13 protein-coding genes are annotated in these 15,268 nt (G+C 66.3%); 2 read left to right on the forward strand and 11 right to left on the reverse strand.

The features are described 5' to 3' along the window. Window positions 1-62 precede the first annotated feature (62 nt). Genes GW587_RS08315 through GW587_RS08350 form a run of 8 tightly spaced genes read right to left on the reverse strand, consistent with a single transcriptional unit; the run spans window position 63 to window position 7,450 of the window. Window positions 63-1,403 (reverse strand): alpha/beta fold hydrolase, encoded by a 1,341-nt coding sequence (locus tag GW587_RS08315; protein ID WP_166100960.1) that lies wholly within the window; start codon window positions 1,401-1,403, stop codon window positions 63-65. A gap of 6 nt (window positions 1,404-1,409) precedes the next feature. After that, a complete protein-coding gene (gene benD / locus GW587_RS08320; RefSeq protein WP_166100962.1) occupies window positions 1,410-2,192 on the reverse strand; it encodes a benzoate diol dehydrogenase BenD in 783 nt (260 codons plus the stop codon). Then, a complete protein-coding gene (benC, locus tag GW587_RS08325) occupies window positions 2,189-3,214 on the reverse strand; it encodes a benzoate 1,2-dioxygenase electron transfer component BenC (protein WP_166100965.1) in 1,026 nt (341 codons plus the stop codon). The genes benD and benC overlap by 4 nt, the downstream gene beginning before the upstream one ends. Before the next feature lie 15 nt (window positions 3,215-3,229). After that, the gene (gene benB / locus GW587_RS08330) at window positions 3,230-3,709 is read right to left on the reverse strand and encodes a benzoate 1,2-dioxygenase small subunit (RefSeq protein WP_166100968.1); all 480 of its coding nucleotides are present in this window, start codon (window positions 3,707-3,709) and stop codon (window positions 3,230-3,232) included. Then, window positions 3,706-5,076, reverse strand: coding sequence for a benzoate 1,2-dioxygenase large subunit (gene benA / locus GW587_RS08335; RefSeq protein WP_166100970.1), 1,371 nt, complete (start codon window positions 5,074-5,076; stop codon window positions 3,706-3,708). Before benA ends, benB begins: the two co-directional genes overlap by 4 nt. A gap of 12 nt (window positions 5,077-5,088) precedes the next feature. Continuing rightward, window positions 5,089-6,009, reverse strand: coding sequence for a catechol 1,2-dioxygenase (catA, locus tag GW587_RS08340; protein ID WP_166100973.1), 921 nt, complete (start codon window positions 6,007-6,009; stop codon window positions 5,089-5,091). A gap of 24 nt (window positions 6,010-6,033) precedes the next feature. Next, a complete protein-coding gene (catC, locus tag GW587_RS08345) occupies window positions 6,034-6,324 on the reverse strand; it encodes a muconolactone Delta-isomerase (RefSeq protein ID WP_166100977.1) in 291 nt (96 codons plus the stop codon). 16 nt (window positions 6,325-6,340) lie between these two features. After that, window positions 6,341-7,450 (reverse strand): muconate/chloromuconate family cycloisomerase, encoded by a 1,110-nt coding sequence (locus GW587_RS08350; protein WP_166100980.1) that lies wholly within the window; start codon window positions 7,448-7,450, stop codon window positions 6,341-6,343. Between the two features lie 100 nt (window positions 7,451-7,550). Between GW587_RS08350 and GW587_RS08355 the strand changes: the two genes are divergently transcribed. Beyond that, entirely contained in the window at window positions 7,551-8,465 is a 915-nt protein-coding gene (locus GW587_RS08355) for a LysR family transcriptional regulator (RefSeq protein ID WP_166100982.1), read from the forward strand. Here GW587_RS08355 and GW587_RS08360 read toward each other — a convergent pair. The 3 genes from GW587_RS08360 to GW587_RS08370 all read right to left on the reverse strand — a co-directional run bounded on the left by GW587_RS08360 (window position 8,462) and on the right by GW587_RS08370 (window position 14,376). Further along, entirely contained in the window at window positions 8,462-9,811 is a 1,350-nt protein-coding gene (locus GW587_RS08360; RefSeq protein WP_166100984.1) for an MFS transporter, read from the reverse strand. The genes GW587_RS08355 and GW587_RS08360 overlap by 4 nt on opposite strands. 39 nt (window positions 9,812-9,850) lie before the next feature. Next, the gene (locus tag GW587_RS08365; RefSeq protein WP_371875558.1) at window positions 9,851-11,080 is read right to left on the reverse strand and encodes a benzoate/H(+) symporter BenE family transporter; all 1,230 of its coding nucleotides are present in this window, start codon (window positions 11,078-11,080) and stop codon (window positions 9,851-9,853) included. Between the two features lie 131 nt (window positions 11,081-11,211). Beyond that, window positions 11,212-14,376: an error-prone DNA polymerase gene (locus GW587_RS08370; RefSeq protein ID WP_166100986.1), complete on the reverse strand. Its 3,165-nt coding sequence runs from the start codon at window positions 14,374-14,376 to the stop codon at window positions 11,212-11,214. Between the two features lie 60 nt (window positions 14,377-14,436). On the opposite strand from GW587_RS08370, the gene GW587_RS08375 reads away from it, so the two are divergent. Further along, complete coding sequence (locus GW587_RS08375; RefSeq protein WP_166100988.1) at window positions 14,437-15,225, forward strand: PhzF family phenazine biosynthesis protein; 789 nt, start codon at window positions 14,437-14,439, stop codon at window positions 15,223-15,225. The last annotated feature ends 43 nt before the right edge of the window (window positions 15,226-15,268 follow it).

Here is a 15,268-nt window from a genome sequence, read left to right on the forward strand (position 1 = left end):
TGATGTTGGTGTTTCAAATTGGTCTCCATTGATGTAGTTATGTTGTGTGCGACCGGGATTTCTTAGCTGTGCAGGAACTCCCTGAGTGCGAGGTTAAAGGCCGCTTCGGCCTCGATATTCGAGATGTGCGATGCGTCCAGGATCGCCAGCGTGGCGCCGGGAATCTGTTCGCGCATCGCGGTGGCGTCGGCGACGGTGGTGACCGGGTCGGCGGCACCGGCGATCAGCAGCGTGGGGACGGCGATCGTGGCCAGCTGGCCGCGCAGGTCTGCGACGGCCAGGGCGTCGCAGCAGGCGGCGTAGCCTTCGGGGCTGCCGGCGCGCAGTGCGACCACCAGGGCGGTCACGCGTCGCGGCTCGCGCTCGGCGAAGGCCGGGGTGAACCAGCGGCCGGCGGCGCCGTCGGCAATGGCGTCCAGGCCGGAAGCGCGCACCAGCGTGGAGCGGTCTTGCCAGCCTTGCGCGGTGCCGATGCGCGGCGCGGAATTCGCGATCACCAGTTTGTGCAGCCGCTGCGGCGCGTGGATGCCGAGCCACTGCGCGATCGCCCCGCCCATCGACAGCCCGCAGAAATGTACCCGCTCGATAGCCAATGCATCCAAAAGCGCCAGCACGTCGCGCCCGAGCAGCGCCAAGCTGACCGGCTCGCGACCAACGTCCGAGCCCGAGCGCAGGCCCGCGTCGCGGCCAGCGAGGCCGACGTCCGATCCGGCGTCGTCGTGACCCAAGCGTACGCTTGCGCGGGCGGCGGCGCTGGCGGCAGGGACGGCTTCCGGTGCGTTGTCATGGCCTGCGCAGGCGGCGGCGATGGAAGCGGGGCCGGCATCTGGTGCGTTGTCGTAGCCTGCGCGGGCGGCGGGGGCGGCGGTGGCGGCGCGGACGGCTTCCGGCGCGTTGTCGTAGCCTGCGCGGGCGGCGGCGATGGCGGCGCGGACGGCGTCCGGTGCGTTGTCGTAGCCTGCGCGGGCAGCGGCGATTGAAGCGGCGCCGGCTTCCGGTGCGTTGTCGTAGCCTGCGCGGGCGGCGGCGATGGCGGCGCGGACGGCTTCCGGCGCGTTGTCGTAGCCTGCGCGGGCGGCGGCGATGGTGGCGCGGACGGCTTCCGGTGCGCTGTCTTGGCCTGCACTTGCGGCGGAGATGGCGGCGGGGCCGACGTCCGGTCCGGCGTCGTGGCCCGCGTGGCGCACGGCGGCGGCGGCGGCGGCGGCGGGGCCAATTGTGGAGCCGCCGTGGCCGCGTGTGTCGTAGCGCAGGACGCGGAAGTCTTGTTTGAAGAATTCGGCCTGCGCCTGCCACATCCGCAGGTCGGTGCCGAGCGAATTGGAGAACATCAGCCAGGGCTTGCCCGGCTCGCCGTCCACCTGATAGCTAACCTCGCCACCGTTAAGTCGAATAATAGGCATGATCCGTCACCCCTGATCGCCGCCGCCCACTGGCAGCACGCTACCGGTGATGTACGACGATTCACTGGAAGCCAGAAACAGAATCGCACTGACCTGCTCCGCGATGGTCCCGTAACGATGCATCAAACTGCTGGCGACGGTCTGGTCGACGATCCCCTGATACCACTGCTGCTCCCGCTCATTGAGCGGCTGTTCATTGCGTGGCACCCGGCGCGGCGGCGCCTCGGTCCCGCCGGTGGCCACCGCGTTGACGCGAATGCCATTGTGCGCATGCTCCATCGCCAGACTGGCGGTCAGCGCATTCACTCCGCCCTTGGCCGCCGAATACGGTATCCGATGAATCCCCCGCGTCGCCACCGACGACACATTGACGATCACGCCCTGCCGCCGCTCCACCATCCCCGGCAACACCGCCCGGCAGCACCACATGGTCGGGAACAGCGAACGACGAATCTCCGCCTCCACCTGCTCAGGCGAGTACTCCTGATACGGCTGCACCCAGATCGTGCCGCCGACGTTATTCACCAGCACATCGACCCGGCCGTAAGCCGCCAGCGCGATCTCGTTCAACTGCGCCGCGCCCGCCCAGGTCTCCAGATCGCCGCGCGCCACCACCGCCAGCGCACCCAGCGCCTGCACCTCCGCGACCACCTCCTCGACGATGGCCGCGCGGTCGGCCAGCACCAGTTGCGCACCCTCGCGAGCCAGCGCCAGCGCCACGCCCCGGCCGATGCCCTGGCCCGCGCCTGTAACGATCACCGCCTGCCCCTCAAAGCGACGCGCGCTCACGCCGCCACCTCGCTGCTCGCCGAGAACTTCTCAAAATAGAAGTTGGCCGGCTTGACGCCGCACTCGTTCAACCAACGCCGTACCGCATCCACCATCGGCACCGGACCGCACAAATAGATATCGACCTCACCACCGTTCAACCACTCCTGATCGACATGCTGGGTGACATAGCCCTTGCGCGGATGCGCGCTGTCGCTGGAAGCCACACAAGTGCGGAAGCTGAACGAAGGATGCGCCGCCGCGATCCGCTGCAAATGCTCGATCGCCACCAGATCCACATCGTTGGTCACGCCGAACACCATGCGCACCGGCTGCCGCATGCCGCTCGCCGCCAGCACCTGCAACATCGACAGGAACGGCGCGATGCCCGTACCGCCGGCCAGCAGCAACAAAGGCCGTTGCACCTCGCGCAGATAGAAGCTGCCATAAGGCCCCGAGAACGCGATCGGCTGCCCGACCTGCGCATCGCGCGCCAGGAAAGTGCTCATGCGCCCCTCCGGCACATTGCGCACCACGAAATCGAACCGCCGCTCACCGGGCGCGGAGCTGAACGAATAGGAACGCGTCAACGCCGTACCAGGCACCTCGACATTGACGTACTGCCCGGACAGGAAGCCAACCTCCGCCCCCTGCTCCAGCTCAATCGAAAAGCCCAGCGTCGTGTCGGATAGCCGCTCCACGCCGGCCAGGTTGCCGGTGTAACGCGCCACGCCGGTCTTGCACGCCGCCGACGTGGCGGGAATCCGCACCACGCAATCGGAGGTTGGCTTCATCTGGCAAGCCAGCACCTGACGTTGCGCCGCCTCTTCCGGCGTCAATGCATCCTCGATATAGCTCGATTCCGGCATGTCGTAGCTGCCCGACTCGCACAGGCCGCGGCAAGTGCCGCAAGCCCCATCGCGGCAGTCCAATGGAATGTTGACCTTCTGCCGGTAGGCCGCGTCGGCCAGCTTTTCATTCTCATTGCATGAGATGAAGCGGGTCACCCCGTCTTCGAATTGAAGCGCGATGTTGTAGCTCATCGTCGTGTCTCCTGCTTAAAGGTGATAGATGTCGATTACCTGATTGATGTAATCGTTCTTGAGCACCACGTACTTGTTAAGGATCAGAGGGCGCTCGCCGGAAAAATCGATGACGTAACGCGCCATGCCGAAGTAGCTGAAGTCCGTCTTGTAGCGGTGGCTCAGCGTGTGCCAGTTGAAGCGCACCGTGTAACGCTGCCCTTCCTGGCTCTCGATCTCCACGTTGGCGACGTTGTGGCAGGTCCGCGTATCCGGCATGGTGGCGCTGGAGCGCTCGGTCTTGATGCGGAACACGCGGTCCTCCAGGCCCTGGCGGGTCGGATAGTAGATCAGAGAAATCTCGCGCTGCGGATCGGTGACCAGCTTGTCGTCGTCGTCCCAAGCCGGCATCCAGAACTGCGCGTCCGGGTGGTAGCATTCCAGCCACTCGTCCCACTGCTCGTCGTCCAGCAGGCGACCTTCGCGATAGATGAAGGCGCAGATATCGTTGATCATGGCGCCACTCCCTCGGCCTTGAGCGCCTTCTGCATCACATCCAGCCAGTAGCGGTGCTGGATGGTGTACAGGCCCTCGTCCTCGGTCTTGACGCCGCTCATCACCGGATTGAGGCCGATCTCGCGCGCCGCCGCGTCGGCGCCCTGCACCCAGTGCTTGGAGCCGCGCGACATGTCGTTCCACTCCAGCGCGATGCCGTTGTAGCCTTGCTGGCAGGCGCGGAATTCCTCCAGGTCGTCCGGCGTCGCCATGCCGCTGACGTTGAAAAAGTCCTCGTACTGGCGGATGCGGCGCGCACGCGCTTCATCGGATTCGCCCTTCGGCGCGATGCAGTAGATCGTCACTTCCGTCTTGTCGACCGAGATCGGCCGCAGCAGACGGATTTGCGAGCCGAATTGGTCCATCAGGTACACGTTCGGATACAGGCACAGATTGCGCGAGCGCTCGATCATCCAGTCCGCCGTGGCGCCGCCGAACTTGTCGGCGTATTCGCTGCGGCGCGGATAGTTGGGCCGGTCCTGCGGATTGGCCCACTGTGTCCACAGCAGCAGGTGGCCGTGCTCGAACGCGTAAAAACCGCCGCCCTGCTTGCCCCAGTTGCCCGCGTCCATGGCCTTTATGTTGTCGGTGCGGCCGGCCGCCTGCTCCTTGCGGCGGTTGGTGGTGGCCGCATAGTTCCAGTGCACCGCCGAAACGTGATAGCCGTCGGCGCCATTCTCCGCCTGCAGCTTCCAGTTGCCCTCGAAGGTGTAGGTGGATGCGCCGCGCAGCACTTCCAGCCCGTCGGCCGACTGGTTGACGATCATGTCGATGATCTTGCCGGCCTCGCCGAGGAACTCGGGCAGCGGCGCCACGTCGTCATTCAGGCTGCCGAACAGGAAGCCCTTGTAGCTCTCGAAGCGCGCTACCTTCTTCAGGTCGTGCGAGCCTTCCTTGTTGAAGCAGTCCGGATAGCCTGCGTCCTCGGGATCCTTCACCTTCAGCAGCTTGCCGCTGTTGTTGAAGGTCCATCCGTGGAACGGGCAGGTATAGGTCGCCTTGTTGCCGCGTTTGTGGCGGCACAGCTGCGCGCCGCGATGGGTGCAGGCGTTGATGAAGGCGTTCAGCTCTCCCTGGCGATTGCGCGCGATGAAGATCGGCTGGCGGCCGATGTGCGTCGTGTAGTAATCATTGTTGTTCGGGATCTGGCTTTCGTGGGCCAGATAAATCCAGTTGCCCTCGAAGATATGCTTCATCTCCAGTTCGAACAGCGCGGGATCGGTGAAGGCGCTGCGGTGCAGGCGGTAATCGCCCTTGTCGTGGTCTTCGACCAGGTAGTGGTCCAGGCTTTTCGCCCCTGGCGCCTTGGCGGCGTGAATCGGAATCATGGCTGTCTCTTTTTATGCGGCGGCGCGCACGCGCTCTACTTCGGCCGCAGGCACTGCCTGGCGATCCGAATACAGACGGAAGTCGAAGTCGATCTCTGAGTACGGCTGGTCCAGGCCCTTGGCCTTGATCGCCGCCGGATCGGTGATCTTGTTCACCGCCGGCACCAGGCCCTCGCGGCTGGCGAAGGCGAAGTCGTCCCACAGGAACTCGTCGCCGTCGATGTTGATCTGCGTGGTCAGCTTGCGCTGGCCTTCGGCGCTGATGAAGAAGTGGATGTGCGCCGGGCGATGGCCGTGGCGGCCCAGCTGGTCCAGCAGGCGCTGGGTGGTGCCGTCCGGCGGGCAGCTGTAGCCGACCGGCAGGATGCTGCGGAACTGGTAACGGCCCTCGCCGTCGGCGATGATGGTGCGGCGCAGGTTGAACGGCGTCTGCGTCTGGTCGAAGAACGAGTAACCGCCCATCAGGTTGCAGTGCCAGACTTCGACCTTGGCGCCGGCGACCGGCTGGCCATGTTCGTCGCGCACGGTGCCCTGCATGAACAGCACTTCGGCCTTGTCGCTTTCGCTGCCGTCGTCGAGGCGCGCATAGCCCTTGCTCTCCGGCGCGCCGGCCACGTACAGCGGGCCTTCGATAGTGCGCGGCGTGCCGCCAATCAGGCCGGCCTTTGCTTCGGCTTCGTCGGCGCGGATGTCGAGGAAGCGTTCAAGGCCCAGGCCCGGCGCCAGCAGGCCGAGTTCATTGCGCACGCCGGCTTCGCGCAGGTATTCCAGTCCGCTCCAGAATTCGGTGGCCTGGATGTCCAGGTCTTCGATGGTCTTGCACAGCGCGCTGACCAGGCCGAACACCACTTGCTGCACGCGTGGATTGACCGGGCCTTTGGCGGTGTCGATGATCCAGCCTTTTACCAGGCTGTCGATGTCATTATGGGTCATGCTAGTCTCCTTGTGGGTTATGGTTTAAGCGTCGCTTTCATGTATCGACGACGGGTGCCGGCACATCGGCATTACTTCGATCTTCATGTACGGGAACAGCGGCAGCGACATCAGCAGCGCGTGCAATTCCTCGACGCTATCGACGTCGAACATGCTGACGTTGGCGTACTGGCCGGCGATGCGCCACAGGTGGCGCCACTTGCCGCTGCGTTGCAGGCTTTGCGCCAGTTCGCGCTCGTTCTTCTTGAGTTCATCCGCCTGCGCGGCCGGCATCGCCGGGGGCAATTGGACGTCCATCCTTACGTGGAACAACATGGTGGTCTCCTCCTCTTTATTTGCGGCGCAGTCGATGCAGCTTTTCCATATCGACCTCCACGCCCAGTCCAGGTCCGGTCGGCACCTGCAACATGAAATCCTTGTAGACCAGCGGCGTGCGCAGCACTTCCTCGGTCAGCAGCAGCGGACCGAATAACTCGGTGCCCGCCGACAGATCGTGAAACGTCGAGAACAACTGGGCCGATGCCGCCGTGCCCACGCCGCCCTCCAGCATGGTGCCGCCATACAGGCCGATGCCAGACAACTGCGCCACGGTCGCCACCTGCGCCGCCGGCAGCAGGCCGCCGGACTGGGTGATCTTGACCGCGAACACATCGGCCGCCGTGGCGTTGGCGATCGCCAGCGCATCCTGCGGGCCGTGCAGCGCCTCGTCGGCCATGATGCTGACGGCGAAGCGCTGCGCCAGCCGCGCCATGGCGGCGGTGTTCTCGGCGCGCACCGGCTGCTCGATCAGATCGACGCCGCCCGCTTCCAGCTCGGCGATGCCGCGCACCGCTTCCAGCTCGCTCCAGGCCTGGTTGACGTCGACCCGCACGCTGACCGCGTCGCCCAGCGCGTTCTTGATCGCCAACACGTGCGCCACATCGTCGGCCAGCGCGCGGGCGCCGATCTTCAGCTTGAAGATGCGGTGGCGGCGCAGTTCCAGCATCTGCTCCGCTTCGGCGATGTCCTTGGCGGTGTCGCCGCTGGCCAGCGTCCAGGCCACCGGCAGCGCATCGCGCACGCGGCCGCCCAGCAGTTCGCTCAGCGGGATGCCGAGGCGGCGCGCCTGCGCGTCCAGCAGCGCGGTCTCGATGGCGCACTTGGCGAAGCGATTGCCCTGGATGATCTTGCGAATCTTCGCCATCGCCTTCGCCACCTGGCTCGCTTCCATGCCGATCAATAGCGGCGCGATATGGGTGTCGATATTGACCTTGATGCTGTCCGGGCTCTCTTCGCCGTAATTCAGGCCGCCGATGGTGGTGGCTTCGCCCCAGCCCTCGATACCGTCGGCGCAGACCACGCGCACCAGCACCAGCGTTTGCGTATTCATCGTCGCGACCGACAGCTTGTGCGGACGAATGGTCGGCACGTCTGCGAGGATGACTTCTATATTCTGAATCATATTTAGTTTGTATAATTGATCGGGTAGATACACAATATTCCTCACCGGCGCCGCCGTCCAACACCGATTTAGCATGATTTTCATACCTGAAAGGTATGCAATGGAATTACGTCACCTGCGTTACTTCGTCGCTGTTGCCGACGAAAAAAACTTCACCCGCGCCGCCCAGCGGCTGCATATCGCGCAGCCGCCGCTGAGCCGGCAGATCCAGCAACTGGAGGAAGAGTTGGGGGTGGAGCTGATCGAAAAAGGCACCCGTCCGGTCAAGCTGACCGAGGCCGGCGCCTTCTTCCACGCCCATGCCCAGGAACTGCTGGCCAAGGCGGCCGAGCTGAAAACCATGACCCAGCGCGTCGGCAAAATCGAGCGCACGCTGTCGATCGGCTTTGTCGCGTCGACGCTGTACGGTTTGCTGCCGAGGATAGTGCGGCGCTACCGCATCCAGCATCCGCAGGTCGAGGTGACGTTCCACGAGATGACCACCATGCAGCAGATCCAGGCGCTGAAGGACGGCGTGATCGACGTCGGCTTCGGCCGCGTCAAGAGCGAGGACCCGAACATCCGCCGCATCGTGCTGCGTGAGGAGCGGCTGATCGTGGCGCTGCCGGCGGCGCATCCGCGCGCCGCCTCGTCCGATCCTATGAGCCTGGTCGACCTGCAGTCGGAATGCCTGCTGGTGTATCCGAAGACGCCGCGCCCGAGCTTCGCCGACCAGGTGCTGGCGGTGCTGTCCGAGCGCGCCATCACGCCGCTGAAGATCGTCGAAGTGCGCGAGCTGCAGATCGCCATCGGCCTGGTGGCGGCCGGCCAAGGCGTGGCTATCGTGCCGGACAGCGTGCAGGGCATGCGCCGCGACGACGTGGTGTTCCGCGCCCTCACCGACCGCCATGCGGTGTCGCCGGTGATGTTCAGCGTGCGCAAGCTGGATCGCAGCGAGGAGCTGCAGAAGATGCTGGCCGTGATCTACGAAGTCTACGACGCGGCCGGCATCAGCTACATCCGCGAAACGCTCTAGGCGGCGGCCGGCGCGCGGCTGTCCGCCTTGACGGCGGCAGCCGAGGCCGAGCGGCCATGCCGAATCAGCGACACCGCAATGGTGGCGATCACCGCCGGAATGGCGATGGCGACGAAGTTCTGCTCCAGCGGCAGCGCCATGCCGACCAGCGTGCCGATCACGATCGGCGCCAGGATCGCGCCGCTGCGGCCCACGCCCGAAGCCCAGCCGATGCCGGTCGAGCGTGCGGCGGCCGGATAGAACTGGCCGGCGTAGGCGTAGGTGACGATCTGCGTGCCGATGGTCGAGGCGCCGGCCAGGCCGACCAGCAGGTACAGCACTTCGGTCGAGACCTTGTAGCCCAGCAGCGTGATCGACACCGCCGCCAGCGCGTACATCCCGACCAGCACATACTTGATGTGGAAGCGGTCCGCCAGCCAGCCGCCACCGACCGCGCCGATCACCGCGCCGAAATTCAGCACCAGCACGAAGGTCAGCGCGGAACCGAGGCTGTAGCCGGCGCCCGCCATCAGCTTGGCCAGCCAGGAACTGAGCGCGTACACCATGAACAGGCACATGAAGAAGGCGATCCAGAACATCACGGTGCTGAAGCCGCGACCGTCCTGGAACAGTTTGCCGATCGGCGCACCCTCGGCGCGGTCGTGCGCCGGCACCGCGAAACGGTCGTCGGCCTGCGGCGTATAGCCCGGCTCCATGTTCGCCAGGATGGTCTTCAGTTCCGCCAGACGGTTCTGCTTCACCAGAAACGGCATCGACTCCGGCAGCGACTTCAGGATGAACGGAATCAGCACCACCGGCGCGCCGGCGGCCAGGAACACCGACGACCAGCCATAGCTCTCGATCATGCCCTTGCCCAGCAGCGCGGCCAGCATGCCGCCGACCGCGTAGCCGCTGAACATCAGCGTCACCATGGTCGAGCGGATCCGGCGCGGCGAGTATTCGGTCATCTGCGCCACCACGTTCGGCATCACGCCGCCGATGCCCAGGCCGGCCAGGAAGCGCATCGCGCTGAACACATACGGATCCTGCGTCAAGCCGGCAGCCGCCGTGAAGACGCTGAACAGCGCCAGGCAGATGGCGATGGCGCGCGGCCGGCCGATGCGGTCGGCGATGGTGCCGAGGAAGATCGCGCCGAACATCATGCCGAACAGCGCGGAGCTGACCATGAAGCCGGCGTTCTGCGCCGTCACGCCCATGCTCTTCATGATCGACGGCAGCGCGATGCCGGCCACCGCCAGGTCGTAGCCGTCGCAGATGATGATGACCGCGCACCAGGCCAGTATGCCGAGGTGGAAGCGGTTGAAGCGGGCGTTGTCCGCGAGGTGGTGGATGTCGATGTGCCGCATGATGCTGGTCTCCCTGTTGTAGTAGTAGTGTGGTGAAATTTATGCGGTGGTAGCCGGGCGCAGCACGCGGTGCGCCACCACGCCGATCAGGATTCCCCAGAACGCCGAGCCGAGGCCGAGGAAGCTCATGCCGGAGGCGGTGGCGAGGAAGGTCAGCACGGCGGCTTCGCGCTCGGGCGCGGCGGCCACCTGCGCCAGATTGACGCCGATGGGACCGAGCAGCGCCAGCCCGGCCAGCGTGACGATCAATTCCTTGGGCAAGGCGGCGAACAGCATCACCACCGAGCCGCCGCACAAGCCGGCCAGCAAATAGAACACGCCGTTGGCGATGCCGGCGACATAGCGGCGGCGCGGATCTTCGTGCGCGTCGCGGCCGGTGCACATGGCGGCGGTGATGGCGGCGATCGCGATGGTGATGCCGCCGGCGAACGCGGCCGCCAGCGAGGCCAGGCTGTTGACCACCACCACCTTGCGTACCGGGACGTCGTAGCCGGCGCCGCGCAGGATCGCCATGCCCGGCAGGTATTGGCCGCTCAGCGTGGTCAGCACCAGCGGCAGGGCCAGGCTGAAGGTGGTGGACCAGCTCCACGCGGGCGTGATGAATTGCGGCGTCACCAGTTGCAGATGGATGCCGGCGAAATGCGTCTGCCCGGTCGACATGGCGATGGCGATGCCGGCCGCCAGCAGCAGCACCACGCTGTAGCGCGGGTATAGCCGCTTGCACAGCAGGTAGGCGGCGAGCATGCCGCACACCAGCAGCGGCAGCGTGGCCATGCCCTTGAAGGCGTTCAGGCCGAACGGCAGCAGGATGCCGGCCATCATGCCGCTGGCGACGCCCTTGGGCACGTGCGACATCAGCCGATCGAAGCCGCCGGACAGGCCGATCGCCAGCAACAGCAGCGCGGCGGTCAGGTAGGCGCCGACCGCTTCGTGGATCGACAGCGCGGGGAACAGCGGGATCAGCAGCGCGGTGCCGGGCGCGGACCAGGCGGTGATCACCGGCGCCTTCAGCGTCCAGCTGAGGAAGATGCCGGCCACCGCCGCGCCCAGCGAAATGCCCCACACCCACGAGGCGAACATCTCGCCGGACATATTCCCCGCCTGCGCCGCCTGATAGAAAATCGCCAGCGGTCCGGCCAGCGAGACCAGCACCGCGAGGAAGCCGGCGGCGATGGCGGACAGCGAGCTGTCGGCCCAGCGCGACGCGCGGACGGCGGTGTCGGGCATAGCTGCGCCCTCGCAGCGCGGTTGCGGCTGTGATTGATGCATGATGTCTCCAGGTTTTATTCTTTTTGTATGCCGTTATTCGGCAGGGGAAGAGTAGACAAGTTGCGCGGGCCGGTCCAACACCGATTGAGTATGCTGTTGATACTTGCTGAGTATCGACGCGGAGGAGGCAATCAACAAAAGTCGCGGCTGATGGTCGGCAGCCGGCCCAGCAGATGCGACATGTCGACCAGCCGCTTGGCGACCAGGTGGCGCACGATGCCTTCCTGTTGCCACACGCCGTACACCCCCAGCAGCGGCGCGCCCAGTACCTCGCGCCGCTGCTGCTCCACCAGCGACGGCCAGATGATGACGTTGACGTTGCCGGTCTCGTCCTCCAGCGTGATGAACAACACGCCCTTGGCCGTGCCCGGCCGCTGCCGCACCGTGACCATGCCGCAGGCGCGCGCCAGCATGCCGTCGGTGTAGGTGTTGAGCGTGGCCGCCGGCATGAAGCGATGCTCCAGCAGCTTGGCGCGCAGCAGCGCCAGCGGATGGCGGCCCAGCGTCAATCCGTGCGAGCGGTAGTCGCCGAGGATTTCCTCGCCTTCGGTCGGCGGCCGGAGCGTCGGCGCCTCTTCGTCCGGCGTGGTCGGGCGCAGCAGATCCTTGTCCGGCGTGGCGCCGACCGCCTGCCACAAGGCTTGCCGCCGGTTGCCGGCCAGCCGCAGCAGCGCGTTGCCGCCGGCCAGCACTTGCAGGTCGTGCCGATCCAGGTCGGCGCGGCGCGCCATGTCGGCGACGCTGGCGAACGGTTGCGCGGCGCGCTCGGCTTCGATGCGTTTGGCGGCCTCGTCGCGCATGCCTTTCAGCAGCGACAGGCCGAGCCGCACCGCCGGCTGGCCGCGCTTGCCGGCCGGTTCCTCCAGCGACGAGTCCCAGCCGCTGATGGTGACGTCGATCTCGCGCACCAGCACGCCGTGACGCTTGGCGTCCTGCACCAGTTGCGACGGGCTGTAGAAGCCCATCGGCTGGCTGTTGAGCAGCGCGCACAGGAAGGCGGCCGGTTCGTGGCACTTGAGCCAGGAGCTGGCGTAGGTCAGCAGCGCGAAGCTGGCGGCGTGCGATTCGGGGAAGCCGTATTCGCCGAAGCCTTTGATCTGCTCGCAGATCGCCTCCGCGAATTTTTCGTCGTAGCCGCGCTCCTTCATGCCGTCCATGATGCGCTGCTGATATTTGTCGACGCCGCCCTTGCGCTTCCAGGCCGCCATCGCGCGCCGCAGCTGATCGGCCTCGCCCTCGGTAAAGCCGGCGGCGAGCTGGGCGATCTGCATCACCTGCTCCTGGAAGATGGGCACGCCCAGCGTTCGTTCCAGCGCCGCTTCCAGCCCCGGCGGGCAATGCGTCGCCTCGCGCCGCATGCGGCGCTGCAAATACGGATGCACCATACCGCCCTGGATCGGCCCCGGCCGCACGATCGCCACCTCGATCACCAGATCGTAAAAGGTGCGGGGCAGCAGGCGCGGCAGCATGCTCATCTGCGCGCGCGATTCGATCTGGAACACGCCGATGGTGTCGGCCTGGCAGATCATGTCGTAGGTGGCGGGATCCTCGGCCGGAATCTCCTGCATGCGGAACACCTCGCCGCGCCGCGCGCTCACCATGTCCAGCGTGCGCCGCAGCGCCGACAACATGCCCAGCGCCAGCACGTCGACCTTCATCAGGCCGAGCTCCTCCAGGTCGTCCTTGTCCCACTGGATCACGCAGCGTCCCTCCATCGTCGCCGCCTCGATCGGCACCAGCCGCGACAGCTTGTCGTGCGAGATGACGAAGCCGCCCGGGTGCTGCGACAAATGGCGCGGAAAGCCCAGCAGCGCCATCGCCAGCGCGGCCCATTGCTGCGCCAGTTGCGAGTCCTGGTCCAGGCCGCATTCGGCCAGCCGGGCCAGCAGGTCGTCGCGGCTGTCGAACCAGTGGTGCGACTTGGCCACCTTCTCGACGATGGCCAGGTCCACGCCCAGGGCCTTGCCGCTGTCGCGCAGCGCGCTCTTAGGCCGGTAGCTGATCACCACCGCCGCCAGCGCCGCGCGGTCGGCGCCGTATTTTTTATAGATGTACTGGATCACCTCCTCGCGCCGCTGGTGCTCGAAGTCGACGTCGATGTCGGGCGGCTCGTCGCGTTCGCGCGACATGAAACGGCCGGTCAGCATGTTGCTGCGCTCCGGATCGACCTCGGTGATATGCAGGCAATAGCACGCCACCGAATTGGCGGCCGATCCCCTGCCCTGGCACAGGATTTCCTTCGACCTGGCGAAACGTACGATATCGTAGACCGTCAGGAAGTAGGGCTCATACCGCAGCTCCGCGATCAGCACCAATTCCTTTTCGATCTGCTTGCGCACCTTGTCCGACACGCCCGCCGGCCAGCGATCCCGCGCGCCCGCGTAGACCTCCTGCCGCAGATAGCTGGCGGCGGTATGGCCGGGCGGCACCAGCTCCTTCGGGTACTCGTAGCGCAGCTGTCCGAGATTGAAGGTGCAGCGCTGCACGATGCTGATCGTCTCCGCCAACGCCGCCGGCGGATACAGGTTCGCCAGCCGCAAGCGCGGCCGCAGATGCTGCTCCGCGTTCTGCGACAGCGCATAGCCGCATTCGCCGACCGCCTTGCCGATGCGCACGGCGGTCAGCGTGTCGTGCAACGGCTTGCGCGAGCGCACGTGCATGCAGACGTGCCCGACCGCCACCACCCGCATATGGTGCTGCAGCGCCACCTCGTCGATGCTGGCCTGGTGCGCTTCGTCGAAGGCGCGTTGCAGCAGGTTCAAACCCATCCAGACGCGGCCGGGGAAGGTGGCCTCCATCCACGCCGCCTGCGCGTGCAGCCGGTCGACGTCGTCCGGCTGGTGCGCCGGATAATGCGGCAGCAGGATCAGCAGGCAATCAGGCAGCCCTTGCAAATGCGCGAAGGCCGGGGGCGGCGACGCCAGGTCGGCCGGCGTCAGCAGATAGCTGCCCTTGGCGACGCGATTGCGGGCGATGGTGATCAGCTCGCACAGATTGCCGTAGCCGTTGCGGTTTTTAGCCAGCGCCACGAACGACAACGCCGGGCCGCCATCCGGATTGGTCAGATGAAAATGGCTGCCGATAATCAGCGGCAGTCCCGCCTCCTTGGCGGCGGCGTGAGCACGCACTACGCCCGCCAGCGAGCATTCGTCGGTGATGGCCAGTCCGGCATAGTCGAGCTGCGCGGCGCGCGCGACCAATTCCTCGGCGCGCGAAGCGCCTTTCAGGAACGAGAAGTTGGACAGGCAAAACAGCTCGGCATAGGCCGGCAGTCCTTGGGTGGGTGGCGTGCTCATAGTTGATACTGTGTTTATATACAGTATTCTACACCGTTTGCCGGAAGATATACTTGGCGAATGAACGTACAAGAACTCCTTTGCTTCGGCACCGTGCCCGGCGGCGGCAATGCCGCCCTGGTGGTGCAAGACGACCATTCCAGCGCCGACCAGCGCCAGCAATTCGCCCGCGAACGCAACCAGCCGGCCTGCGTATTTGTCGATGCGGCGCCGGACGGCGCCATCGTGCTGGACTATTTCTACCCGCACGCCCGCAGCCCGCTGTGCCTGCACGCCACGCTGGCGGCGGCGCGGGTGCTGCTGTCGCCGCAGCGGCCGCTGCTGACGGTGCGCACCGCGCTGCGCGGCCAGCAGCTGACGCTGACGCTGGTCGACGACAAGGTTTTCATCCGGCTGGCGCCGCAGACGCCGCCCGGGGTCGCGCTGGCGCCCGACCTGCCGGGCCGGCTTCTGGCCGCGCCCGGCGTCACGCTGGCGTCGGCGCCGACGGTCGCCTCGGTCGGCAGCCCCAAGCTGCTGCTGGAGGTGGCCGACGCGGCCGCGCTGCACGCGCTGACACCCGACCTGGCCGCCATCGCCGCGTGGGGCGCGCAACACGGCGTCAGCGGCTGCTACGCCTGGTGCCGTCGCCCGGACGGCGCTCATGAAGGCCGCAACTTCAACCACCTCGACCCGGCGCAGGAGGACAGCGCCACCGGCGTGGCCGCCGGCGCCCTCACCGTCCACCTCGGCGCGGGCCTGACGCTGTATCAGGGCGGCAACACCGGCCAGCCCTGCCGCATCGTCACCCGGCGCGATGGCGAAAACATTTTAATCGGTGGCGAAACCGCCTTCCGTAGCACTACGTAGCCCGCGCCCACTCTGGCGCGGCAAAACAACAGTAAATAAAGTT

It is taken from the genome of Duganella aceris, from assembly GCF_011090165.1.
GTDB classification, from domain to species: Bacteria; Pseudomonadota; Gammaproteobacteria; order Burkholderiales; family Burkholderiaceae_D; genus Rugamonas; species Rugamonas aceris.